General features: G+C 66.8%; 24 protein-coding genes, 6 tRNA genes and 1 riboswitch. Of the genes, 22 read left to right on the top strand and 8 right to left on the bottom strand.

Features of this window, described 5'->3' with window-relative positions; translation table 11 throughout:
* The first annotated feature begins 223 nt into the window (after positions 1–223).
* Positions 224–1,261 carry a cell division protein ZapE gene (zapE, locus tag AC5RWA_RS15345; RefSeq protein ID WP_494058205.1) on the top strand — a complete coding sequence of 346 codons (1,038 nt, stop codon included), beginning with the start codon at positions 224–226 and terminating at the stop codon, positions 1,259–1,261.
* Here the strand turns inward: zapE and AC5RWA_RS15340 are convergent.
* The 7 genes from AC5RWA_RS15340 to AC5RWA_RS15310 all read right to left on the bottom strand — a co-directional run bounded on the left by AC5RWA_RS15340 (position 1,218) and on the right by AC5RWA_RS15310 (position 3,668).
* Positions 1,218–2,492, bottom strand: coding sequence for a benzoate/H(+) symporter BenE family transporter (locus AC5RWA_RS15340; RefSeq protein ID WP_494058204.1), 1,275 nt, complete (start codon positions 2,490–2,492; stop codon positions 1,218–1,220). The genes zapE and AC5RWA_RS15340 overlap by 44 nt on opposite strands.
* Before the next feature lie 142 nt (positions 2,493–2,634).
* The gene (locus AC5RWA_RS15335; protein WP_079597232.1) at positions 2,635–2,898 is read right to left on the bottom strand and encodes an antitoxin; all 264 of its coding nucleotides are present in this window, start codon (positions 2,896–2,898) and stop codon (positions 2,635–2,637) included.
* A 225-nt stretch (positions 2,899–3,123) separates the two neighbouring features.
* Positions 3,124–3,195: transfer RNA gene (locus AC5RWA_RS15330), tRNA-Val, on the bottom strand.
* 43 nt (positions 3,196–3,238) lie between these two features.
* Positions 3,239–3,311: transfer RNA gene (locus AC5RWA_RS15325), tRNA-Gly, on the bottom strand.
* Between the two features lie 56 nt (positions 3,312–3,367).
* A tRNA-Val gene (locus tag AC5RWA_RS15320) sits at positions 3,368–3,439 on the bottom strand.
* 40 nt (positions 3,440–3,479) lie between these two features.
* Positions 3,480–3,550, bottom strand: a tRNA-Cys gene (locus tag AC5RWA_RS15315).
* A gap of 45 nt (positions 3,551–3,595) precedes the next feature.
* Positions 3,596–3,668, bottom strand: a tRNA-Gly gene (locus AC5RWA_RS15310).
* Between the two features lie 307 nt (positions 3,669–3,975).
* On the opposite strand from AC5RWA_RS15310, the gene AC5RWA_RS15305 reads away from it, so the two are divergent.
* From AC5RWA_RS15305 to hisF, 14 genes are all read left to right on the top strand, one after another.
* Positions 3,976–4,050, top strand: a tRNA-Val gene (locus AC5RWA_RS15305).
* A 102-nt stretch (positions 4,051–4,152) separates the two neighbouring features.
* Positions 4,153–5,013, top strand: a complete 861-nt coding sequence (locus AC5RWA_RS15300; protein ID WP_494058203.1) for a cytochrome — start codon at positions 4,153–4,155, stop codon at positions 5,011–5,013.
* 63 nt (positions 5,014–5,076) lie between these two features.
* Entirely contained in the window at positions 5,077–5,679 is a 603-nt protein-coding gene (gene def / locus AC5RWA_RS15295) for a peptide deformylase (protein ID WP_079597080.1), read from the top strand.
* The gene (fmt, locus tag AC5RWA_RS15290) at positions 5,676–6,596 is read left to right on the top strand and encodes a methionyl-tRNA formyltransferase (RefSeq protein ID WP_494058202.1); all 921 of its coding nucleotides are present in this window, start codon (positions 5,676–5,678) and stop codon (positions 6,594–6,596) included. The genes def and fmt overlap by 4 nt, the downstream gene beginning before the upstream one ends.
* Complete coding sequence (locus AC5RWA_RS15285; RefSeq protein WP_494058201.1) at positions 6,593–8,170, top strand: RsmB/NOP family class I SAM-dependent RNA methyltransferase; 1,578 nt, start codon at positions 6,593–6,595, stop codon at positions 8,168–8,170. The genes fmt and AC5RWA_RS15285 overlap by 4 nt, the downstream gene beginning before the upstream one ends.
* An 11-nt stretch (positions 8,171–8,181) precedes the next feature.
* Complete coding sequence (gene rpe, locus AC5RWA_RS15280; protein ID WP_079597231.1) at positions 8,182–8,859, top strand: ribulose-phosphate 3-epimerase; 678 nt, start codon at positions 8,182–8,184, stop codon at positions 8,857–8,859.
* Positions 8,860–8,898: 39 nt separating this feature from the next.
* Positions 8,899–9,048: riboswitch (FMN riboswitch) on the top strand.
* Between the two features lie 239 nt (positions 9,049–9,287).
* Positions 9,288–10,448: a bifunctional diaminohydroxyphosphoribosylaminopyrimidine deaminase/5-amino-6-(5-phosphoribosylamino)uracil reductase RibD gene (ribD, locus tag AC5RWA_RS15275; protein ID WP_494058278.1), complete on the top strand. Its 1,161-nt coding sequence runs from the start codon at positions 9,288–9,290 to the stop codon at positions 10,446–10,448.
* Positions 10,448–11,092 carry a riboflavin synthase gene (locus AC5RWA_RS15270; RefSeq protein ID WP_494058200.1) on the top strand — a complete coding sequence of 215 codons (645 nt, stop codon included), beginning with the start codon at positions 10,448–10,450 and terminating at the stop codon, positions 11,090–11,092. Before ribD ends, AC5RWA_RS15270 begins: the two co-directional genes overlap by 1 nt.
* Positions 11,089–11,856 carry a 3,4-dihydroxy-2-butanone-4-phosphate synthase gene (gene ribB, locus AC5RWA_RS15265; RefSeq protein ID WP_494058199.1) on the top strand — a complete coding sequence of 256 codons (768 nt, stop codon included), beginning with the start codon at positions 11,089–11,091 and terminating at the stop codon, positions 11,854–11,856. The genes AC5RWA_RS15270 and ribB overlap by 4 nt, the downstream gene beginning before the upstream one ends.
* A complete protein-coding gene (gene ribA, locus AC5RWA_RS15260; protein WP_494058198.1) occupies positions 11,853–12,584 on the top strand; it encodes a GTP cyclohydrolase II in 732 nt (243 codons plus the stop codon). Before ribB ends, ribA begins: the two co-directional genes overlap by 4 nt.
* 17 nt (positions 12,585–12,601) lie before the next feature.
* Positions 12,602–13,087: a 6,7-dimethyl-8-ribityllumazine synthase gene (gene ribH, locus AC5RWA_RS15255; protein ID WP_494058197.1), complete on the top strand. Its 486-nt coding sequence runs from the start codon at positions 12,602–12,604 to the stop codon at positions 13,085–13,087.
* A gap of 95 nt (positions 13,088–13,182) precedes the next feature.
* On the top strand, positions 13,183–13,446 hold the full coding sequence (locus tag AC5RWA_RS15250; protein ID WP_009358176.1) for a phosphoribosyl-ATP diphosphatase: 264 nt from the start codon (positions 13,183–13,185) through the stop codon (positions 13,444–13,446).
* Between the two features lie 88 nt (positions 13,447–13,534).
* Positions 13,535–14,395 carry an ATP phosphoribosyltransferase gene (gene hisG / locus AC5RWA_RS15245; RefSeq protein ID WP_079597072.1) on the top strand — a complete coding sequence of 287 codons (861 nt, stop codon included), beginning with the start codon at positions 13,535–13,537 and terminating at the stop codon, positions 14,393–14,395.
* Positions 14,396–14,440: 45 nt separating this feature from the next.
* On the top strand, positions 14,441–15,217 hold the full coding sequence (gene hisF / locus AC5RWA_RS15240) for an imidazole glycerol phosphate synthase subunit HisF (protein WP_079597071.1): 777 nt from the start codon (positions 14,441–14,443) through the stop codon (positions 15,215–15,217).
* A gap of 78 nt (positions 15,218–15,295) precedes the next feature.
* On the opposite strand, the gene AC5RWA_RS15235 is transcribed toward hisF, so the two are convergent.
* Positions 15,296–15,940, bottom strand: coding sequence for a TIGR03085 family metal-binding protein (locus tag AC5RWA_RS15235; protein ID WP_079597230.1), 645 nt, complete (start codon positions 15,938–15,940; stop codon positions 15,296–15,298).
* Positions 15,941–16,051: 111 nt separating this feature from the next.
* Between AC5RWA_RS15235 and hisI the strand changes: the two genes are divergently transcribed.
* The 7 genes from hisI to trpA all read left to right on the top strand — a co-directional run bounded on the left by hisI (position 16,052) and on the right by trpA (position 22,293).
* Positions 16,052–16,495, top strand: coding sequence for a phosphoribosyl-AMP cyclohydrolase (gene hisI / locus AC5RWA_RS15230; RefSeq protein WP_115524585.1), 444 nt, complete (start codon positions 16,052–16,054; stop codon positions 16,493–16,495).
* Between the two features lie 120 nt (positions 16,496–16,615).
* Positions 16,616–18,178 carry an anthranilate synthase component I gene (locus AC5RWA_RS15225; RefSeq protein ID WP_115524584.1) on the top strand — a complete coding sequence of 521 codons (1,563 nt, stop codon included), beginning with the start codon at positions 16,616–16,618 and terminating at the stop codon, positions 18,176–18,178.
* On the top strand, positions 18,178–18,816 hold the full coding sequence (locus tag AC5RWA_RS15220) for a Trp biosynthesis-associated membrane protein (RefSeq protein WP_494058196.1): 639 nt from the start codon (positions 18,178–18,180) through the stop codon (positions 18,814–18,816). The genes AC5RWA_RS15225 and AC5RWA_RS15220 overlap by 1 nt, the downstream gene beginning before the upstream one ends.
* Positions 18,817–18,921: 105 nt before the next feature.
* A complete protein-coding gene (locus tag AC5RWA_RS15215; RefSeq protein ID WP_476246688.1) occupies positions 18,922–19,209 on the top strand; it encodes an HGxxPAAW family protein in 288 nt (95 codons plus the stop codon).
* Positions 19,209–20,030, top strand: a complete 822-nt coding sequence (gene trpC / locus AC5RWA_RS15210) for an indole-3-glycerol phosphate synthase TrpC (protein ID WP_494058195.1) — start codon at positions 19,209–19,211, stop codon at positions 20,028–20,030. The genes AC5RWA_RS15215 and trpC overlap by 1 nt, the downstream gene beginning before the upstream one ends.
* A 119-nt stretch (positions 20,031–20,149) precedes the next feature.
* Positions 20,150–21,469, top strand: a complete 1,320-nt coding sequence (trpB, locus tag AC5RWA_RS15205) for a tryptophan synthase subunit beta (protein ID WP_079597065.1) — start codon at positions 20,150–20,152, stop codon at positions 21,467–21,469.
* Between the two features lie 11 nt (positions 21,470–21,480).
* Complete coding sequence (gene trpA, locus AC5RWA_RS15200; protein WP_275729395.1) at positions 21,481–22,293, top strand: tryptophan synthase subunit alpha; 813 nt, start codon at positions 21,481–21,483, stop codon at positions 22,291–22,293.
* Position 22,294 lies beyond the last annotated feature (1 nt).

The following is a 22,294-nucleotide window of genomic DNA, read 5'->3' as shown; positions in this document are numbered from 1 at the left end:
TGGCCTTTCATTGAGAACACGGGAGGACAGCTGAAGATGGAAGGGCGCCGGTGTTGGGACCTGGTCCCACACTAGCCAGCGCCCCACGCGATGTCCGTATTCCGTTAACAGGACGAAATGTTGCCTTCATCACGCATCCGGCTGCCGGGGCGGATGAGGCCCGGGGCTGCAGCGTGTTGCCGGTATCCTTTCTGGGGACCTCCTACCAGCAGAACGGACCACCTTGGTACAGATCGAACAGCTTGCCGCCCGCACTCCGGCAGTTTCGGTGGATGAACTCCTTAAGGGATTCTTTCCATCGCCGCGATTCGGCCAGGTCTCCTTTGCCAGCTACCGGCCGGATCCCAAACAGCCCTCCCAGGCCGCAGCAGTCCGCGCCCTTCAGGGCTTTGCCGAGGGCGTGGGATCGGGCGACGGCGGCGGCCTGTTCAAGAAGCTGTTCGGCAAGAAGGACACTTCCCGTGCCGGGATCTACCTGGATGGCGGCTTCGGCGTGGGCAAAACCCACCTGCTTGCGTCCCTCTGGCATGCGGCGCCGGGCCCCAAGGCCTTCGGCACTTTCGTGGAATACACCAACCTGGTGGGTGCCCTGTCCTTCCGCAAAACCGTGGATGCGCTGAGCAGCTACAAACTTGTCTGCATCGACGAATTTGAACTCGACGATCCGGGCGACACCGTCCTGATGTCGCGGCTCATGCGCGAGCTGGCCGACGCCGGCGTCAAGCTTGCCGCCACATCCAACACCCTCCCGGGCTCCCTGGGCGACGGCCGGTTCGCCGCCGTGGACTTCCAGCGCGAAATCCAGGTCCTGGCCGACCAGTTCGACGTGATCCGGATCGACGGCGAGGACTTCCGCCACCGCGGACTGCCCGCCGCCCCGGCACCGCTGAAGAACAGCGAACTCTCGTCCCACATGAAGGCGGAGTTCGACGGCAAGACTGTGGCCCAGGACGAGTTCGCCACGCTGATCCACCACCTCGCGGGCGTGCACCCCAGCCGCTACCGGCAGCTGATCGACGGCATCGACGGAGTGGTGTGGCGCAACGTGGAACCCATCACCGAGCAGGCTGTGGCGCTGCGGTTCGTGGTCCTCGCCGACCGCCTCTATGACAAGGATGTTCCCATCCTTGCCAGCGGCGTCCCGTTCGACAAGCTCTTCACCGAGGAGATGATGACGGGCGGCTACATGAAGAAGTACTTCCGCGCCGTCTCCCGCCTCACCGCACTGGCCCGCGAGGGCCAGAACCACGAACCGTCCTGACGGGCTTCTCGTCCGCCGGGGACCGGTCACCGCGCTGAACGAGCAGTGACCGCACCGCCAGGCCGGCAAGAAGGGCCCAAAAGGCCGAGCCGATCCCCGCGAAGGCGAGCCCGGAAGCCGCCATCAGGAAAGTGACGGACGGGGCGATCCGGTCCTCTGCGTCCGCCAGCGCGGACGAGACCGCCGCGGCCAGGGTTCCCAGCAGCGCCAGTCCCGCCACCGCCTCCAGCATCCCGGCGGGTGCGGCGTTAACCACAGTTACCAGGGCGGCGGAGAAGGCAGCCAGTACCAGGTAGGCCAACCCCGAGGTGAAACCGGCCACCCAGCGCCTGCTCCGGTCGCTGCCGGCCTCTTCGCCGGCGGCAAGGGCCGCGCTGAGGGCAGCAAGATTTATTGCGTGCCCGCCGAATGGTGCACCGAGGAGGGTGCCGGCGCCCGTCACCAGCATGGACGGGCGCCACGGGGTTTCGAAGCCAAAGGACCGGAGGACAGCCACGCCGGGGACGTTCTGCGAGGCCATGGTCACCACGAACAGTGGAAGGGCAATTCCCGCCATGGCCTGCAGGCTGAAGGTGGGCGTGGTCCAGACTGGAGCCGGCAGGAAGCTTCCGGCGCCCAGCCCGCTCCCGCCGGCCGCAATCGATATGCCAATGACGCCAAGCGCCACCAGCAGGGCGGCCGGAACCGCCCAGCGCGGCGCGAATTTCATCATCAGCAGCCAGCAGATGATCACCGGGGCCACAAACAGCGGGACGCTTCCCAGGGCTTTGAACGGGGCCAGGCAGAGCTGCAGGAGGACTCCGGCAAGCATGGCCTGCGCCAGGGTGGTGGGAATCCTGGACATCAGCCGGCCAAGTGAAGGAACCAGGCCCGTCAGGGCTATCAGGATGCCGGTGGCGATGAAGGCCCCGACGGCGGCCGGCCACCCGCCGTCGGCTGTTCCGGATGCGGCAAGGAGCGCTGCGCCGGGCGTAGACCAGGCAAGTGTCACGGGGACTTTGGAGCGCCAGGCCAGCAGGAGCACGCCGACGCCGACAGCCAGGGGCAGGGCCAGCAGGCCGGACGCCGCCTGGGCCGGGTCGGCGCCCACCGCCTTGAGGCCGGCCAGCACCACGGCGAAGGATGAGGTGAAGCCCACCAGGGCGGTGACGATGCCTGCAACAACGGGCCGGGAATCGAATCCGGAGGGCTGGCCGGCCTGGTGGGAGTTGAGTGGGGAGGACTTCGCCATACCCGCAGGTTACCGGCGCCCCCGCTCGGACAGGCAATCGGAAGCGGCACCTGCTGTTTTAAAACGCCAAAGGCGCGGGTGCCGCCTCCCGGCGGGACCCGCGCCCCCTTGACGTGCTAGGGCAAGGCCCTGGCCAAATCCTTTACGGAGTCCTGTCAGCCGGCGGAACCGGGTTGACGGGAGTAACCGGGGGAACCTGCTCGGCGGCAGGTGCCTGGCCCGGGGTTCCGTTCTTGTCAATGAGCTTGGAAGCGCCATTCTGGATCTTGTCGACGTGGCCGGAGTACTTGCCTCCGGTCTTGGTGTCGACGAAATCGCCGGCCTTGCTGATGCCGTTCTTGATGGCCTGCTCGTTGCCATGGATGAGACCCTGAGCCTTGCCCTTTAGATCGTCAATTAGTCCCACGAGCACCTCCCTTCAATCGCGGAGCCAGGTCGCTCCTCGCGCCTTCGATCCTAGCCCCGCCAGGGAAGGCTGCCAAGGAAATTGGGAGCTTTCGGTGTTCGCCCGGAGCGGATGCCCCACCTTGCCCCATCAGTTGTGGTTCCTATTGCCCGGTTTTGGCATCTGGACCTGATGGGGCATCCGGGGAAACGAAAAAAGCAGCTCCGGAGAGCTGCTTGAAAAGTGTGGGCGATACTGGGATCGAACCAGTGACCTCTTCCGTGTCAGGGAAGCGCGCTACCGCTGCGCCAATCGCCCGGAACCGGAAGCCCGGCTTATGGGATTGTACAAGAAGTAAGAGAGCGGACGACGAGATTCGAACTCGCGACATCCACCTTGGCAAGGTGGTGCTCTACCAGCTGAGCTACGTCCGCGTGTGCAGTATTTTCCGGCCTGAGCCGGACTGCGTAAGGCAAGTTTCCTTGCCGAGTGGGCGATACTGGGATCGAACCAGTGACCTCTTCCGTGTCAGGGAAGCGCGCTACCGCTGCGCCAATCGCCCATTGCATCCGGATTTTCTCCGGAAACCATGGTTTTCACCGAGGTGGGTACGGGATTCGAACCCGTGTATACGGCTTTGCAGGCCGCTGCCTCGCCTCTCGGCCAACCCACCGTGTAAGCGTGATTCCGGGGAATCCTGCCGTGACAGTGTCCTGCGAGCGGACGACGAGATTCGAACTCGCGACATCCACCTTGGCAAGGTGGTGCTCTACCAGCTGAGCTACGTCCGCATTTTGGAGAGGTGATTCGCTGCCGTTCCCGGCATTTCCTCGCGTTCCAACGAGTAAAAACAATATAGGAGGTTCCGGGATTCTCCAAATCGGGTGCTGCGCCGGGGCCGGCAATGCGCCCGCTTCCCTGTAATGGCGCGGTTCGCGGAGAGTTACAGGCGTGTAATTCTCGACGGCGGGACGCTACCTGGCACTTATAGGGGCAGCTTCGGCAGGGCATTACAGGGATCGTTGACTTGCGGGCGGTTGTCCTCTGGATGCCGATTTTTGAAATGGCCGGACGGTGGGCTAGCATTCAAATGCATCAGGGCGATTGGCGCAGTGGTAGCGCGCTTCGTTCACACCGAAGAGGTCACTGGTTCGAACCCAGTATCGCCCACCAAAGATTGGTCCGTTTCCGCTCATTAGCAGTGGAAACGGACCTTTTTTGTGCCCGGACCTGAGCCCGGAGTTTTTGTCGGCCCCCTGTGAAAGAGTCTTTTGTATGACTGATCCACTTCTCGCCCACGCCACCGAGTACGGCCGGATGTATGCGCGGTCCACATCCGAGCAGTTCTCGGTACCGTCCATCACTACGGTGATCGGCCAGCAGCCGCACGGGCTGGACGGCTGGTTCGGATACATGGGTGCCAGCAGCCTGGCCAAGGATCCCCTGTTGGCCGATTGCCTGGGAAGCCCCGTCAAAATCAAGCAGGCCGTTAACCGTGCCGCCAAGGCTGCAGAGACCTACCGGGACGAGGCAGCCAAAAGAGGAGACCGGGTCCATAACTACTGCGAACAGGTGGCACTCCGCGCGCTCGGCCGGCCGCATGCCATGAAGGAGACCCGGGAGGCCCTGGCGGCCAACGGCGAGGAAGCCTTTGCCGTCCGGTTCGACGAATGGTGGGAGCTGTACCGGGTGGAGCCCATCGCTCCGGAAATTACGGTGTGGAACCACTCTGTCGGCTATGCCGGCACCCTGGACCTGGTTGCGCGCATCAACGGCCGCGTCTGCCTGATCGATTACAAAACCAAGGGCACCACCCGTGACGGCCTGGTCAAGCCGCTGGATGACAAGGTGGTCATGCAGCTGGTGGCCGGAATGAAGGCCGAGGAAAGCCTGGTCGATCCGGTGGCGGGAACCTGGGAACCCTGGAAGTACGGCGAAAACCCCGTGCTGCTGGCGGTCGCCATCGGCGAAACGGAAGTGCGGCCGGTCCGCGCCAACCCTGAGGTCCTGAAGCACCACTGGTGGAAGTTCTGCTCGCTGCGGCGGGTGTGGGAGCTCTCCGCGGACACCATCAGCGCAGGCACTGCGCTGCTGCCCATTGCCCCGCCGCCGCTGGCACAGGTGCGCACCGCATAGGAACGGTCACAGCACCTAAACTGGATTGGTCCCCTTTGCCGCAACCTTAAGGAAAAACAGCGCATGGCTATTCTGAATATCCGCATCATTGGCGATCCTGTGCTGCGCACAGTCGCCGATCCCGTGACGGATTTCGGGCCTGAGCTTGCAAAACTGGTCGCGGACATGACCGAAACCATGGAGGACGTGGAGGGTGCAGGCCTCGCCGCGCCCCAAGTGGGCGTCAGCAAGCGCGTCTTTACCTACCGCATCAACGGCGTCGAGGGACACATCATCAATCCTGTGCTGGACAACAGCGAGGATTACCAGCCCGATGAGGTGGAAGGCTGCCTTTCCATCCCCGGCCTGGGCTTTCCTGTAAAGCGCTTCCGCGCCACCCGCGTCACCGGCGTGGATGTCAACGGGAACCCCGTGTCCGTCGAGGCTGAGGGGATGCTGGCACGCTGCTTCCAGCACGAGAATGACCACCTGGACGGCATCCTCTACACGGACCGCCTGGAAGGGGAGGACCGGAAGGCCGCCCTGCGTTCCATCCGGAACGCCAACTACGAGGCAGTCACGGAACGCACGACGGCGAAACGCGCCAAGACAGTAGGGTCAAGTTTCGGCGGCTCCAGCTTTGGCGGGTCCAGCTTTGGTGCCGGCGCGGCTGGTATCAACGGGTGAGGGTCCTCTTCGCAGGGACGCCAACCGTCGCCGTCCCCTCCCTGAATGCCCTCATCGAGGCAGGCTTTGACGTTGTTGCCGTCCTGACGCGTCCGGACGCTCCCATCGGGCGCAAACGCGTGCTCACGCCGTCGCCCGTTGCCGCCCGTGCCGCCGAACTCGGGATAGAGGTCATCCGTGCAGCCCGCGTTGATGCCGAAGCCACTGCCCGCATCGCAGCGGTCAATCCCGATGTTGCGGCCATCGTGGCTTATGGCGGACTGGTCCCGCCCGCGGCCCTCGCCATACCCCGCCACGGCTGGGTCAACCTGCACTTTTCGCTGCTGCCCGCCTGGCGCGGAGCGGCGCCCGTGCAGCGTTCAGTGATGGCGGGTGACGACGTGACCGGCGCCGTGACGTTCCGGCTGGAGGAAGGCCTGGACACGGGTCCTGTTTATGGCACACTTACCGAGACGGTGGGTCCGGATGACACCGCCGGTGAACTGCTCGAACGGCTTTCCCACAGCGGCGCGGTCCTCCTGGCACAGACGCTCTCGGCAATCGAAGCAGGGAAGGCCTCGCCGCAGCCCCAGTTCGGGGACGTGTCACTGGCGCCGAAACTCACGCTTGAGGACGGCCGCCTCAACTGGGGCCATCCCGCCCTGGCCCTGGGACGGCAGGCACGGGGGGTCACTCCTGAGCCGGGTGCCTGGACGATGCTTCACGGGCAACGCGTCAAACTGGAACCACTCCGGCTCCGCCCCGATGTCTCCGGGCTGGCGCCCGGCTCGATGGCAGTAGAAGGCAAAAGCGTCCTGGTGGGCACCGGCTCCCACGCCGTGGAACTGACCCGGATCCAGCCCGCCGGCAAAAAGATGATGTCCGCTGCCGACTGGGCACGCGGTTTAGGTTCACTGGAAAGCGTGGTGTTCGAATGAGCGGGTCCGGCGGCAATTCAGGGGGGCAGGGAAACGCGGGCGGACGTGGCGCCGGCCAAGGCGGCCGCGGCAAGGGCGGCCCGCGGGACGACAGCCGGCGCAACGCCCAGGGCCGCGAACGCAATCGCGGCCCGCAGCGGAACTTCACCGGGAACGCCCCGTCCCAGCGCACCCGTCGGGCGGATCCCGCACGCCTTGTGGCGTTCGAGGTGCTGCGCGCCGTAGCGGCCGAGGACGCTTACGCCAACCTGGTCCTGCCAACCCGGATCCGCCACCACGGACTGGACAAGCGCGATGCCGGCTTCGCCACTGAACTCAGTTACGGGGCCCTCCGTGGCCAGGGCACCTACGACGCCATCCTGGCACGCTGCGTGGACCGGCCGCTGGACCAGCTTGACCCGGCCATCCTGGATGCCCTGCGCATCGGAACCCATCAGCTGCTCGCCATGCGGGTCCCGGCCCATGCTGCCCTGGACCAGACCGTGGGCCTGGCCCGCGCCGTTATCGGTGCAGGGCCGTCAGCGCTGATCAACGCCGTGCTTCGCAAAGTCACAGCACACAGCCTCGACGAATGGCTCGACCTCCTGGTGGACGGCGAAACCGATGAAACCAGGATCGCTTCCCTCCGCCATGCCCACCCGGAGTGGATTGTCCGCGCGATGCGCCAGTCCCTGGTGGCACACGGACGTCCGGTGGCGGAGATCAACGAACTCCTGGAAGCAGACAACGCCGCACCCGTGGTCAACCTGGTGGCACTCCCGGGGCTGGGGAGCCTGGACGAGGCGCTGGAAAACGGCGCAACCCCGGGGGAACTGGTGGAAGGGTCGGCGCTGTCCAGCGGCGGGGACCTGGGCCGGCTTTCCTCCGTCCGCGAAGGCACCACACGCGTCCAGGATGTCGGCTCCCAGCTTGTGGCCCGCGCCATGGCGGCGGTGGACCTCGGCCCTGACGGCGCCCGTGACGGAAATGCTGAAGCCTGGCTGGACCTGTGCGCCGGCCCCGGCGGGAAGGCGGCGCTGCTCGGCGCCCTTGCCAGGGAACGGGGGGCCACCCTGCTGGCCAATGAACCGGCGCCGCACCGCGCCAAGCTCGTCAGCCAGGCGCTCTCTGCCGTTCCCCGCGACACCTGGCAGGTCCGTACCGGTGACGGCCGCGAGGTCGGCATAGAACAGCCGGAGTCATACCACCGCGTACTGGTAGACGTACCGTGCAGCGGACTGGGAGCCCTCCGCCGCCGTCCGGAGTCCCGCTGGCGCCGTTCGCCAAAGGACCTGACGGACCTTGGTCCCCTGCAGCGGGAGCTCCTTGCTTCGGCGCTGGCCGCCGTCCGGCCAGGGGGAGTGGTGGCCTATGTCACCTGCTCGCCGCATCCGGCCGAAACCAAGGCCGTGGTGGCTGATGCCCTCCGCAAGCGCGACGACCTCGAACTCCTCGACGCCGGTGCGGCCCTGGACGCCGTCAGCCTGACGGGGAGCCTGGGTGCCGGGCACGAGTCCACGGCGCAGCTCTGGCCACATGTCCACAGCACCGACGCCATGTTCCTCGCCCTCATCAGGAAGAAGCAGAAACAGTGAAAGGCAACCCCGTGACGCAATGCTGCATCAACCCGAGCATCCTCTCCGCCGACTTCGTCAATCTTGAGGCTGAACTGCAGCGCATCAGCAATGCCGACGCCGTGCACGTGGACGTTATGGACAACCACTTCGTGCCCAACCTGACCATCGGGCTGCCCGTGGTGCAGCGAATCCAGGCCGTCAGCCCCGTCCCGCTTGACGCGCACCTGATGATTTCCGACGCCGACCGCTGGGCACCCGGTTTCGCCGACGCCGGCCTGGCCTCGGTGACGTTCCACGCCGAGGCGTCCATCGCCCCCGTGAAGCTGGCCCGTGAACTGCGGAGCAGGGGCTCCAAGGCCGGGATGGCCCTGCGGCCCGCTACTGCGGTGGAGCCCTACCTGGACATGCTGCAGGAACTGGACATGCTGTTGATCATGACCGTGGAACCGGGCTTCGGCGGCCAGGCTTTCCTGGACGTGACACTGCCCAAGATCCGCCGCGCGAGGGCGGCGATCGACGGCTCGGGAATCGGCGTAGCCATCCAGGTGGACGGCGGAATCACCGAAGAGACAATCACCCGCGCTGCGGAAGCGGGCGCGAACGTCTTTGTGGCCGGTTCTGCTGTCTACGGCGCCGATGATCCTGCCGCCGCGATCGACCGGCTGCGGCAGGAAGGCGCGCGGACGTTACGCGCAGCGTCGGAATAACCGGGAGTAGGTTCCGGTTGTGGCACAATAACAAAACACATACGTGCTCCGGGGTCGGTGTAAGTCCGAACCGGCGGTGACAGTCCGCGACCCGCGAGCCGGTGGTTTTCTTAGGAGAATCCCCGCAGACGGTTGAACCGGTGAAATTCCGGTACCGACAGTTAAAGTCTGGATGAGAGAAGCACGTACAGCTGTATCTGCGGGGCCATAGGGCTCCGCAGCGTTCTGCTGTCGTATACCCCCGGAGCCATCGCGGTTCGAGAGGGAAGGAACGACACAGGAATGAACCCCAAGCGATGGCTCTTTGATGCCGATAACACCGCTGCTTCGACGGCAGCCACCCCCATTGTGGTGGCAGCCGCATGACGGTCAGCAATCCGCCGGTTACGGCGAAAAGCCAAAACCTCCGTCCGGACGCCACCGAAACCATGACATCCGGACACCCGGGGCTGAGCCCCGCCGCCGGAACCGTCACAGCCTTCAGCGCGACTGAAACCGCTGCCATGGAGGCCGCCCTCCAAGCAGCCCTGCAGGGGCCGCGCGGGGCGAACCCGCTGGTGGGCGCCGTCGTCGTCGATCCTGAAGGCCGCACCCTCGTGACCGGATTCCACCGCGGCGCGGGAACTGCGCACGCTGAGGCTGACGCGATCGCGCAGGCCAATGCTGCAGGGCTTGACCTGGCCGGATCCACCATGGTGGTGACGCTGGAGCCATGTAACCATGTGGGCCGTACCGGCCCCTGCGCCGAGGCCATCATCGCCGCCGGCATCACCGACGTGGTGTACGCCGTGGACGATCCCCATGACCCCGCCGCCGGCGGAGCCGCAACGCTCCGTTCCGCGGGGGTCCGGGTCCGCAGCGGACTCGGCGCCGCCGAATCTTTGGACCTGAACCGCCGCTGGTTCGAGGCGGTGGCTGCCCGGCGTCCCTTCGTCACGCTGCATATCGCGCAGACCCTCGACGGCCGCATCGCCGCCGAGGACGGCACCAGCCAGTGGATCTCAAGCCCGGAATCCCTGATCGACAATCACGCCATCCGCACCCGCATCGACGCCATCCTGGTGGGCACGCAGACTGTGCTGGTGGACAATCCGAGGCTGACCGCCCGTGATCCCCAGGGAGCACCCGCTGCCAAGCAGCCGGTGCGTGCCGTCATGGGACTTCGCGACATCCCGGCCGGGGCCGCCATCCGCGGTGACGACGGCCTGGCCATGCACCTTCCCACCCGGGAACCCCGGGAGGCCCTGTCCACGCTCTACGCATCCGGCGCCCGCCACATCATGGTGGAGGGAGGCTCGCGCATCCTCAGCGCATTCCTCACCGCCGGGCTGGTTGATGAACTCATCGTGTACCTCGCCCCCACCCTGTTGGGGTCCGGAACTCCGGCCCTGAACGGCCTGGGCATCACGAGCCTTCCCGACGCCCAGCAATGGGAGTGGGACGCGTCCGACGGCGGTGCGGTGCGTACGCTGGGCCGCGACCTGAGACTTCACCTGAGACCGCAACGGACCGTTGCCCTCGATCCACAACCAGCACTCAACCCACAACCGTCCCGCGGCAGCGCGGAGCAAGCCCAGGGAGGCTACTGATGTTTACCGGAATTATTGCCGAACAGGGACACGTCCTGTCCGTGGACCGTGACGGCGACACCAGCGCCACAGTCCGGCTCGAGGCACCAAGCACCACGGAGGGCCTTGCCCTGGGTGGCTCGATCGCAGTCAACGGTGTCTGCCTGACGGCCACGGAAATTGACGGCAAGGAGTTCAGCGTGGACGTCATGGGGGAGACTCTGGTCCGCAGCACTATCGGCGAACTCGCTGCGGGCGACTCCGTGAACCTGGAACGCTGCGTCCCGGCCGGCGGACGGCTGGACGGCCATGTGGTGCAGGGCCATGTGGACGGGGTGGGAGTCCTGCTGGAGCGGGAGCCGCTGGGCAACTGGGAACGCCTCCGCTTCGGTGTGCCCGCCAACCTGGCCCGCTACATCGCCGAAAAAGGGTCCATCGCCATCGACGGCGTATCCCTCACCGTCACGGCCGTCAGTGCCGCCACCGAACCCGAGCCATGGTTCGAAGTGGGTCTGATTCCCACCACCCTGGCGGAGACCGGCCTGGGCGCCAAGCGTACGGGCAGCCGGGTCAACCTCGAGGTGGACGTCCTGGCCAAGTACACCGAACGCCTGCTGGCGTTCAGCACGTCCCGCCCTGCCGCTGCCGAAGGAGGCGCGCGATGAACGCCGCCCTCCGGCTCCAGCCCGAGGTGACCGGCGCCGCCGTCGCCGGTTCCGGGACCGGCAGCGCCCTGGCCGGCAACGCCCAGGCGGAACCTGGCCGCGCACTTGATTCCATCGAGGAAGCAGTACGGGCCATCGCCGCCGGCCGGCCCGTGCTGGTGGTGGACAACGAGGACCGGGAAAACGAAGGCGACATCATCTTCGCCGCCCAGCACGCCACCCCGGCGCTGATGGGATGGACCATCCGCTACAGCTCCGGCGTCATCTGCGTCCCGCTCTCCGGCGACCGCGCGGATGCCCTGGCACTGCCGCCCATGGTGGAAGTGAACGAAGATGCCAAGGGAACCGCCTACACTGTCTCCTGCGATGCGGCCGTGGGTGTCAGCACCGGGATCTCGGCCACGGACCGGGCCCTCACGGCCCGGGTGCTGGCGGATCCGCAGTCCGTGCCCGCGTCAGTCACCCGGCCGGGGCATATATTTCCGCTCCGTGCAGTTGACGGAGGTGTGCGGGAACGCCCGGGCCACACCGAGGCCGCGGTGGACCTGTGCCGCCTGGCCGGCCTTGAGCCGGTGGGCGTCATTGCAGAAGTGGTGTACGACGACGGCGAGATGATGCGTTTGGACGGGCTCCGCGCCTTTGCGGCAGAGCATGGCTGCCCCCTGGTCTCCATTGAGGACCTGGCGGCCTACCTCGCAGCAGGGCCGGGTGTTCCCCACGACAGCGCCCGGGAGGTTCCGGGCGGGAAGAAGGAGACAAGATGACGGCGTCCGCAGCCAGCGACGGCATGCACCAGGATGGCCACCGGACGGGACGCACCGGCAGCGGTGTTGTGCCCCATCCGGTCAGCGGCGGCCCCATCGTGCAGCTGCCCACCGCTTTCGGCGATTTCGTGGCGCAGGCATGGACAGACCTTGTGACCGGCGTTGAACACCTGGCTGTCAGTTCCCCCAACCCTCCCCGCGACGGCAAGGCACCCCTGGTCCGCCTGCACTCCGAATGCCTCACGGGTGACGTGTTCGGCTCGTACCGTTGTGACTGCGGCGAGCAGCTGGCCTATGCGCTTGAAGTGATCCACGAGCACGGCGGAACACTGCTGTACCTGCGCGGCCAGGAAGGCCGCGGCATCGGCCTCGCCAACAAGATCAAGGCCTACGCGCTGCAGGAGGCCGGCTTCGACACGGTGGAGGCCAATGAGCAGTTGGGACTCCCGGTGGATGCGCGCTCGTACAACGCCGCAGCCCAGGTGCTTGCCGAGATGGGCCTCCACGAGGTCCGGCTGCTGAGCAACAATCCGGACAAGCAGAACAGGCTGGCACGTGCCGGCGTCAAGGTAGTGGAGATGGTCCCCACCGAAGTACCGTCCCGGGACCAGAACATCCGCTACCTGCAGACCAAGAAGGACCGGATGGAGCACCGCCTGATCCTGGACAACCACGTGGCACCTGTGCCCGTGACCACCCCCGACACTTTTATCCACGAACAAGACTGAACGGAACAAACGAACCTATGAGCGGACACGGCGCCCCCGACATCGACCTCAGCACCCTCAACCCCGCCGAAACGTCGCAGCTGCGGCTGGCGATCGTGGCGGCCAGCTGGCACACCCAGATCATGGACGGACTCCTCGACGGAGCCCTGCGCGCCGCGAAGGATGCCGGCATCGCCGAGCCCACCGTCCTGCGCGTCCCCGGCAGCTTCGAACTGCCGGTCGCTGCCGCGCGGCTGGCACCGCACTTCGACGCCGTCGTGGCCCTCGGCGTCGTCATCCGCGGCGGCACGCCGCACTTCGACTACGTCTGCCAGGCCGCGACGTCGGGACTCACCGACGTCAGTGTGGCCACCGGCGTACCCGTGGGCTTCGGCGTCCTCACCTGCGACACCGAACAGCAGGGCCTGGACCGCGCCGGCCTCCCCGGCTCCAAGGAAGACAAGGGACACGAGGCCGCCACGGCGGCGCTGGCCACCGCCGTCGTCCTCAAGCAGTACTCCTAGCATCCGAGGGGCGCGGTGTGTATTCGCTCACATCGCGCCCGTCATGCAACGGCCCGGGAAGCGCCCTTCGGGCCGCAGCAAGTAGGCTGGAGGGCGTGAAGAATTTCGAGACGCTGTTCGCTGAGCTCAGCGAGAAGGCAGCCACCCGCCCGGAAGGCTCCCGCACCGTCGCTGAATTGGAGTCCGGTGTTCACGGCATCGGCAAAAAAGTCGTTGAGGAAGCAGCCGAGGTTTGGATGGCTGCCGAATATGAATCCGATGAAGCCGCGGCAGAGGAAATCTCCCAGCTGCTGTACCACCTGCAGGTTCTGATGCTCGCCAAAGGCCTGACCCTGGAAGACGTCTACAAGCATCTGTAGCCACCGGTCCGGCGCGCCTCGAGCCGCCGTGCACGCTGTGGCCTGCACTGCCTGAACACCTAGACCTCCCAATCCAGAAAGATTTCCCATGCTGCGAGTAGCCGTCCCCAACAAGGGATCCCTGTCCGAAGCCGCCTCCGCCATGCTGTCCGAAGCCGGATACCGCCAGCGCCGCGACACCCGCGAACTGGTCATGGTGGACCCGGACAATGACATCGAGTTCTTCTTCCTGCGCCCGCGTGACATCGCCGTGTACGTCGGCCAGGGAACGCTCGACGTCGGCATCACCGGACGCGACCTGCTGCTGGACGCGGAGGTAGAGGCAGAGGAGCTGCTTCCGCTGGGATTCGCCGCCTCCACCTTCCGCTTCGCCGGCCCGGTCGGGGATTTCGGCAAGGTTGAGGAGCTTGAGGGCAAGCGCCTGGCCACCAGCTACGACGGACTCCTCCGCACCTACCTGGCTGAACGCGGCATCAACGCCAAGGTGGTCCGCCTGGACGGCGCCGTGGAATCCTCGGTCCGGCTGGGCGTGGCCGACGCCATCGCGGACGTCGTGGAGACCGGCAACACGCTCAAGGCCGCCGGCATGGAAATCTTCGGCGATCCGATCCTCAAGTCCGAGGCAGTCCTGATCCGCCGTACCGGCGCAGGCGGCGCCGCCAACGGGACCGCCAGGGAAATCGACGTCCTCATCCGGCGCCTGCAGGGCGTCCTGGTAGCCCGGCAGTACGTCCTGATGGACTACGACATCCGCAAGGAACTCGTGGAGAAGGCAGCCGCCCTGACCCCCGGCCTGGAATCGCCCACCGTCTCCCCGCTGCGGGACTCCGACTGGGTTGCCGTCCGGTCCATGGTGCCCAAGAAGGAAACCAACCGGATCATGGACGAGCTCTACGACCTCGGCGCCCGCGCCATCCTGGTCAGCAGCATCCACGCCTGCCGCATCTGAGCCGGCCCGCGCAGCAGTACCAACCGCAACATTCCAGGAGTTCCCATGGCAGTAGCAGTACGCGTCATTCCCTGCCTTGACGTGGACGCCGGGCGCGTCGTCAAAGGCGTTAACTTCGAAGGCCTCCGCGACGCGGGCGACCCTGTGGAGCTGGCGCACCGCTACGACAATGCGGGGGCCGACGAACTGACGTTCCTTGATGTCACGGCGTCATCCGGCAACCGCGAGACCACCTTCGACGTGGTCCGCCGCACCGCGGAGGAAGTGTTCATTCCTCTTTGCGTGGGGGGCGGCGTCCGCGGCGTAGCGGAGGTGGACAAGCTGCTGCGCTTCGGTGCGGACAAAGCGGCCATCAACACTGCCGCCGTCGCCCGCCCGGACGTCATCGACGAAATCACCCGGCACTTCGGTTCCCAGGTCCTCGTCCTGTCCGTCGATGCCCGCCGCACCCGCCCCGGATCGAAGCCCACGCCGTCGGGCTTCGAGGTGACCACCCACGGCGGGCGCACCGGCACCGGAATCGACGCCATCGAATGGGCCAAGGAAGCCGCCGACCGTGGCGTGGGGGAGATCCTGCTCAACTCCATCGACGCCGACGGCACCAAGGACGGGTTCGACCTGGAAATGATCCGCATGGTCCGGGCTGCCGTCAAGGTTCCGCTCATCGCCTCGGGCGGGGCCGGGGAACCGGCCCACTTCCCGCCCGCGGTGGCGGCAGGTGCCGACGCCGTGCTGGCTGCATCGATTTTCCACTGGGGTCCGAACGACATGATGCACCAGGTCAAGGACGCCATCAGGGCAGCAGGCTTCGAAGTCCGCTAACGATTCGGTGGTCGAGCCGTGGGCCCACGCCCGCAGGGTTCCCTGGCCGAGCTTGCGAGGTTAGGGTGCGGGTGGGGACTAGAGCCCTACTTCGGCTGACTGGAGGAGTGCGACGGCGTCCGGCTGGCCTTCGAACGTGACGAGGGCGTGGCGGGTACGGCCGTGGGCGTGCATCAGCAGTTCACCCGGCTCGCCGACAATGGCCACCGAGACCGGTGCGCGCTTGGCGACGTGGCGGGGACCCGACGGGCGCACGAGCACGATGCCAAGGTCGACGCCGCGGTACAGGATGGCGGCGCGCTTCACGAGTTCGTCCCACAGGGCGTCGGAGTAGGCCTCGTCCAGGGCACGTGGCGCCCAGCGGTCCACGGCACGGCGGACGTCCTCGGTGTGCACAAAGTACTCAATGAGGTTGGAGCTTTCGTCCAGCGCCTTGATGTTCATCGGGGAAAGGGCCGGCGGCCCGGCGCGGAAGGTGTTCACCAGCCCGGCATAGTCCTCCGCCGTGGTCAGCTTCGCGGCCAGCCTGGCGGTCGCCTGGTCCGATGCTTTGGCCAGGCGTTTGATGATCAGGCCCAGTCCCACGGCAGCCTTGCGTTCACGCAGGTACAGGTGCGCGGCAAGATCCCTGGTACGCCAGCCCTTGCACAGCGTGGGCGCATCGGGACCGGCCGCAAGCAGGGTCTCGGCCAGGACTTCTCGGGACGGTTCGACGTAATGCATCACTTGTGAAACTAGCACGAGAGGCCGGAAGTTGGGCAGCGTACCTGCGGCTGCTGGCGTGCCTTTGTTCACATCCGATCCGGGTCCGCCGAAGGCACTAGACTTGACCTGATGTCTGAGCAGCCCGCCCCCGTCCAAACCCCCGGTTCCGCCGTGCCCGGAGCCCCCTCCGGCGCCCCTGCAGCGGCCCTTACTGAAAGCCCGTTGCCTTCCGCGCTGGCCGCCGCCCTGAAGCGCGACAGCGCAGGCCTGGTTGCCGCCGTCGTGCAGCAGTTCGACACGAATGAGGTCCTTATGCTCGGCTGGATGGACGACGAAGCCCTCCACCGGACCATGACCACCGGCCGCGTGACGTTCTACTCACGTTCCCGGCAGGAGTACTGGCGCAAGGGGGACACCTCCGGCCACGTTCAGTGGGTAAAGTCCGTTGCCATGGACTGCGACGGCGATGCTCTGCTGGTGCGCGTCGATCAGGTGGGTGCCGCCTGCCACACCGGCACCCGGACCTGCTTCGACGGCCGGGAGCTGAACGTCACCACGGCCCAGGCGGGCTGAAACCGGAGCAGTAGCCGCGCGGGCATCCGCTGCCGTCGCAGCAGCAGCCCGGCCTTCTGCAAGAACATTCAAGGCGTCCGGCCAGGCCGGCCCTCACAAGAACAGGCGGAAAGCATAGCCATGCAGGACCTTGGAATCATTAGCCCGAGCCTGGAGGAATTCCGGGAACTGGCCGGCCACAGCCGTGTCATTCCCGTCAGGCTTAAGGTGCTCGCGGACGCCGAAACTCCCATCGGCCTGTACCGGAAGCTGGCGCAGGGCCAGCCCGGGACATTCCTGATGGAGTCCGCAGCAGTGGGCGGTGCCTGGTCCCGCTACTCGTTTATCGGTGCAAAGTCACGGGCTACCTTGACCACCAAGGACGGAAACGCACACTGGCTGGGGGAGCCGCCGGTGGGAGTGCCGCTGGACGGCAGCCCGGTGGACGCCATCCGCGACACCATCGACGCCCTGCGCACCGACCGGTTCGACGGCCTGCCGCCCTTCACCTCCGGGCTGGTGGGTTTCCTCGGCTGGGAAACGGTCCGGCACTGGGAGCGGCTGGTGAGCCCGCCCGAGGACGACCTGCAGCTGCCGGAAATGGCGCTGAACCTGGTGACCGACATGGCGGTCCACGACAATGTGGACGGCACCGTGCTGCTCATCGCCAACGCCATCAACTTCGACAACAGCTCCGAGCGCGTGGACGAGGCCTGGCACGACGCCGTGGCCCGGGTCAAGGCACTCCTGGCCCAGGTCAGCACCCCGGTGGCGCAGCCTGTCTCGGTCCTGGCGCCCGCTGCCCTGGACTTCGCCTCCAGCGTCCAGGAACGCTGGGACGAAGCCGAGTACCTGGCCGCCCTGGACCGCGGCAAGGAAGCCATCGTGGACGGCGAGGTGTTCCAGGTGGTCATCTCGCGGCGCTTCGAAATGGAGTGCAGCGCTTCGGCACTGGACGTCTACCGGGTTTTGCGGAACACCAATCCCAGTCCGTATATGTACATCTTCAGCCTCGAGGACGCCGACGGCCGGGAATACTCGATCGTGGGGTCCTCACCCGAGGCACTGGTCACCGTCACCGGTGAAGAGGTCATCACGCACCCCATCGCCGGCTCCCGGCCGCGCGGCAAAACCGTCGAGGCGGACAAAGCCCTCGCCGAGGAGCTCCTGGCCGACCAGAAGGAACGTGCCGAGCACCTCATGCTCGTGGACCTGTCACGCAACGATCTGTCCAAGGTCTGCGTCGCGGGAACCGTGGACGTCACCCAGTTCATGGAAGTGGAGCGCTTCAGCCACATCATGCACCTGGTGTCCACCGTGGTGGGCGAGCTCGCGCCGCACGCGAAGGCCTATGACGTCCTGAAAGCCACGTTCCCGGCGGGCACCCTCTCCGGCGCACCCAAGCCGCGGGCGCTGCGGCTGCTGGACGAGCTGGAACCGCACCGCCGCGGCATCTACGGCGGCGTGGTGGGCTACCTCGATTTCGCCGGCGACATGGACATGGCCATTGCCATCCGCTCTGCCCTGATCAGGGAGGGACGCGCGTACGTCCAGGCCGGCGGCGGCATCGTGGCAGACTCCGTCAACCCCACCGAAGCACTCGAAACCGTGAACAAGGCCGCGGCCCCGCTCCGCGCGGTCCACACTGCCGGCTCCCTGCAGAACATCTCGGCGGAATCCCTCCCCGGCGGGACGGACGCCTGATGCCCAACGCGGGACAGGCAGCAGGACAGGCGGCTGCCGCGGCAAAGGCGGCACCCGCCTGGGCCCGCAAGTCTTCACTGGTGCTGCTGATCGCTGTGCTGGCACTGGCCGTCTTCGGGGCCACCACGCAAACGTGGATGTCCGTCACCGTGAACCCCGACCAAGTGGGCCAGGCCGGGGCTGCGCAGGAGGCGCTCGAGGTTCAGGGCAGCAAGGCTGCCACCGCCGTGACCGCACTTGCCCTGGTGGCCCTCGCGGGCGGACTCGCGGCCGCCATCGCCGGCAGGATCGCGCGCTGGATCATCACCGCCATCATCGTCCTTGCCTCGGCCGGCATCGTCGCCGCGGCGGCCACCGTCCTGGCCGACCCGCTCGCCGCGGCACAGGGATCCATCGCCGCCGCCACCGGCGTCACCGGCGCCCAGGCGCACGTGGCGGTGACCGCGTTCCCCACCCTGGCCGTCGTCGCCGGCTGCCTGCTCGCCCTTGCTGCCCTGCTCATCATCCCGGCAGGCCGGTACTGGAAAACCAGGACCAAATATGACGCTCCCACAGCGGCGGGCAGCACAGCAACAGCAGGTCCCGTTGACGAAATCGACAGCTGGGACCGGCTGTCACGCGGTGACGATCCCACCTGACCCCCGCACTGGCCTTCACCGGGCAGCGGACGCGGCCGGCCGATGACCGGTCGCGGGCCAAAAAATGGCAGAATGTAAGCAGTATTCATCCTGAGGAGATTTTCCATGAGCAAAGCACCTGCGTCCGTTTCCAAGTCCGGCACCCGCACGGTAGCCCCCGGCGCCATCGACCACAGCCAGGAACTGGGCCACGGCAACAGCCCGGCAGCCTGGACCTGCGTCATTGTCATGCTGGTCGGCGCGCTGATCATGTCGATCGCCTTCGTCATCGCCAACACCCCCATCTTCATCGCCGGCGGCGGCGTGATGGTGCTCGGCCTGATCCTCGGCTACATCATGCGCAAGGCAGGCTACGGCGTCGAAGGCAGCAAGCTGAAGAACTCCGGCCACTGATGGCAACTGTTCTCGACGACATCAATGCCGGTGTCCGGGAGGATATGGAGGCCAGGAAACGGCTCGTTTCCCTGGCTGAACTGAAAGACCTGGCGCAGGGCGCTGCACCTGCCCGCGACGCCTGGGCAGCCCTCGGCGGCCCCTCGGCGTCCCGCGACCAGCTCAAGGTCATCGCGGAAATCAAGCGGCGCAGTCCCTCCAAAGGTGACCTCGCCAGCATCGGCGATCCTGCCTCGCTGGCCAGGCAGTACGCCGACGGCGGGGCTTCCGTCATCAGCGTCCTGACCGAACAGCGCCGCTTCAACGGGTCCCTGGCAGACCTCGACGCGGTACGCGCCGCCGTCGACGTCCCCCTGCTGCGCAAGGACTTCACGCTTGACGAATACCAGATCTGGGAAGCCCGCGCCCACGGCGCGGACCTGATCCTGCTGATCGTTGCCGCCCTTTCCGACGCCCAGCTTGCCGAATTCAGTGCCCTCAGCTCCGAACTTGGCATGAGCGTCCTGGTGGAGACGCACACCGAAGAGGAAGTTGAACGGGCGGCCGCGGCGGACGCGCGCATCATCGGCGTCAACGTGCGGAACCTGAAAACACTCGACGTCGACCGTTCGGTGTTCGCGGCACTGGCCGGGCAGATCCCGGCCGGGGCCCTCGTGGTTGCCGAATCGGGCGTACGGGACGTCGACGACGTCACCCACTACGCCGCAAGCGGCGCCAACGCCGTGCTGGTGGGCGAGGCGCTGGTGAGCCACTCCACCCCCCGGGAGCGGATCGCGGAGTTCACTGCCGCCGGCGCCGCCGCCATCGCCGCACGCGGCTGACCGGCCGCCCTGTACGACGCGCGGCAGGGGTGCCGCTCGAAGAGCAATGGTGCCCGGCATAACTCCCGGCTTCGGCCGGGCCATACTTTTGACCGATCAACTTGAACAGGACGGGACTGATGGCCGACGCACCTTCAGGCAACGCTGACCACAACGCCGCGGAAGCATTCCTGCAGGGCGGCTCGCTCCGGCACGCCCCGGGGCCGTACTTCGGAAACTACGGCGGACGCTGGATGCCCGAATCCCTCATCGCCGCCCTGGACGAACTCGAGGAAACGTTCGACAAGGCCAAGGACGATCCCGAGTTCCGGGCCCAGATCGCGGACCTGAACAAGAACTACTCCGGCCGTCCCTCGCTGCTGACCGAAGCCAAGCGGTTTTCCCAGCATGCCGGGGGAGTCCGGGTATTCCTCAAGCGCGAGGACCTTAACCACACCGGCTCGCACAAGATCAACAACGTGCTGGGCCAGGCGCTGCTCGCCAAGCGCATGGGCAAAACCCGGGTCATCGCCGAGACCGGCGCCGGCCAGCACGGCGTTGCCAGTGCCACCGCCGCGGCCCTCATGGGCCTCGAATGCGTGGTCTATATGGGTGCCGAGGACTGCCGCCGCCAGGCGCTGAACGTCGCCCGCATGGAGCTTCTGGGCGCCACCGTCATTCCCGTCACGAGCGGCTCGCAGACCCTCAAGGACGCCATTAATGACGCCCTCCGGGACTGGGTGGCCAACGTGGACAACACCCACTACCTGCTGGGTACGGCCGCCGGCGCCCACCCGTTCCCCGCGATGGTCCGCTACTTCCATGAGGTCATCGGTGAGGAAGCCCGCGCCCAGATCCTGGACCAGGAAGGACGCCTGCCGGACGCCGTCTGTGCCTGCATCGGCGGCGGGTCCAACGCCATCGGCATCTTCCACGGCTTCCTTGATGATCCGTCGGTCAAGATCTACGGCTTCGAAGCCGGCGGCGACGGCGTGGACACCGGACGCCACGCCGCCACCATCACGCTGGGCAAGCCGGGCGTCCTGCACGGCGCCCGTTCCTACCTCATGCAGGACGATGACGGCCAGACCATCGAGTCCCACTCCATCTCGGCAGGGCTCGACTACCCCGGCGTGGGACCGGAACACTCCTACCTCGCGGACATCGGCCGGGTCAGCTACGAACCCATCACGGACAGCGAAGCCATGGATGCCTTCCGGCTCCTGTGCCGCACCGAGGGCATCATCCCCGCCATCGAGTCCTCGCACGCCCTGGCCGGTGCCATCAAGGTGGGCCAGCGGCTTGCCGCCGAAGACGCAGCTGCCGCAGCGGACAAGATCGTGATCGTGAACCTTTCGGGACGCGGCGACAAGGACGTGGCCACGGCGGCCGAATGGTTTGACCTGCTGGACAAGGAATCCGCGGAATCGGAAATCGGCAAAGAGGGGGAGCAGCTGTGAGCAGCGCACAGATGGCCGGCAAGGCACAGATGACCAGCAAATCGGCGGCAGCCATCGACAAGGCACGCGCCGAAGGCCGTGCCGCCCTCATCGGTTACCTGCCCGCGGGCTACCCCAGCGTGGAAGCGACCATCGCCGCCGGCATCGCACTGGCCGAAAACGGTGCCGACCTGATCGAGATCGGCATTCCCTACTCTGACCCCGTCATGGACGGCCAGGTCATCCAGGCAGCCACCACCGAGGCGCTGGCCAACGGCTTCCGCGTCAGCCAGGTGTTCGACGTGGTGGCCGGCATCACCAGCAAGACCGACGCCGCCGTCCTGGTCATGACCTACTGGAACCCCGTGGTCCGGATGGGCGTGGACGAGTTCTCCCGCCGCCTCTCCGAAGCCGGGGGAGCAGGCCTGATCACCCCCGACCTCATCCCCGACGAGGCCGCAGAATGGATGGCAGCCTCCGACAAGTACGGCCTTGACCGGGTGTTCCTGGTGGCGCCGTCGTCCACCGCCGAGCGCATGCAGCGCACCGTGGATGCGAGCCGCGGCTTCGTGTATGCCGTGTCCATCATGGGCGTCACCGGAGCCCGTTCCTCCGTCAGCACCGCCGCGAAGGACGTTGTGGCTGCGGCACATGCCGCCGGTGCTGAGCGTGTGTGCGTGGGACTGGGCGTTTCCACCGCAGACCAGGTGCGCGAGATCGCCGCCTACGCGGAAGGTGTCATCGTGGGCACGGCCCTGGTAGCAGCAGTCCGTGACGGCGGCGTTGACGCCGTCGCTGCCCTCACCAAGGACCTGAGCTCCGGCCTGACACGGGAAGAAGCCTGAC

This window comes from Arthrobacter sp. 210 2, from assembly GCF_059093025.1.
This window is presented reverse-complemented; position numbering and strand designations above follow the sequence as displayed.

Bases quoted from the DNA above. Each gene is read 5' to 3' on its own strand.
- AC5RWA_RS15225 (WP_115524584.1), top strand. From the start codon at position 16,616: ATGCAGGACCTTGGAATCATTAGCCCGAGCCTGGAGGAATTCCGGGAA.
- AC5RWA_RS15340 (WP_494058204.1), bottom strand. From the start codon at position 2,492: ATGGCGAAGTCCTCCCCACTCAACTCCCACCAGGCCGGCCAGCCCTCC.
- AC5RWA_RS15235 (WP_079597230.1), bottom strand. From the start codon at position 15,940: ATGCATTACGTCGAACCGTCCCGAGAAGTCCTGGCCGAGACCCTGCTT.
- AC5RWA_RS15220 (WP_494058196.1), top strand. From the start codon at position 18,178: ATGCCCAACGCGGGACAGGCAGCAGGACAGGCGGCTGCCGCGGCAAAG.
- ribH (WP_494058197.1), top strand. From the start codon at position 12,602: ATGAGCGGACACGGCGCCCCCGACATCGACCTCAGCACCCTCAACCCC.
- hisI (WP_115524585.1), top strand. From the start codon at position 16,052: ATGTCTGAGCAGCCCGCCCCCGTCCAAACCCCCGGTTCCGCCGTGCCC.
- hisG (WP_079597072.1), top strand. From the start codon at position 13,535: ATGCTGCGAGTAGCCGTCCCCAACAAGGGATCCCTGTCCGAAGCCGCC.
- ribD (WP_494058278.1), top strand. From the start codon at position 9,288: ATGACATCCGGACACCCGGGGCTGAGCCCCGCCGCCGGAACCGTCACA.
- ribA (WP_494058198.1), top strand. From the start codon at position 11,853: ATGACGGCGTCCGCAGCCAGCGACGGCATGCACCAGGATGGCCACCGG.
- AC5RWA_RS15300 (WP_494058203.1), top strand. From the start codon at position 4,153: ATGACTGATCCACTTCTCGCCCACGCCACCGAGTACGGCCGGATGTAT.
- hisF (WP_079597071.1), top strand. From the start codon at position 14,441: ATGGCAGTAGCAGTACGCGTCATTCCCTGCCTTGACGTGGACGCCGGG.
- trpB (WP_079597065.1), top strand. From the start codon at position 20,150: ATGGCCGACGCACCTTCAGGCAACGCTGACCACAACGCCGCGGAAGCA.
- AC5RWA_RS15215 (WP_476246688.1), top strand. From the start codon at position 18,922: ATGAGCAAAGCACCTGCGTCCGTTTCCAAGTCCGGCACCCGCACGGTA.
- def (WP_079597080.1), top strand. From the start codon at position 5,077: ATGGCTATTCTGAATATCCGCATCATTGGCGATCCTGTGCTGCGCACA.
- trpA (WP_275729395.1), top strand. From the start codon at position 21,481: ATGGCCGGCAAGGCACAGATGACCAGCAAATCGGCGGCAGCCATCGAC.
- trpC (WP_494058195.1), top strand. From the start codon at position 19,209: ATGGCAACTGTTCTCGACGACATCAATGCCGGTGTCCGGGAGGATATG.
- AC5RWA_RS15270 (WP_494058200.1), top strand. From the start codon at position 10,448: ATGTTTACCGGAATTATTGCCGAACAGGGACACGTCCTGTCCGTGGAC.
- ribB (WP_494058199.1), top strand. From the start codon at position 11,089: ATGAACGCCGCCCTCCGGCTCCAGCCCGAGGTGACCGGCGCCGCCGTC.
- AC5RWA_RS15285 (WP_494058201.1), top strand. From the start codon at position 6,593: ATGAGCGGGTCCGGCGGCAATTCAGGGGGGCAGGGAAACGCGGGCGGA.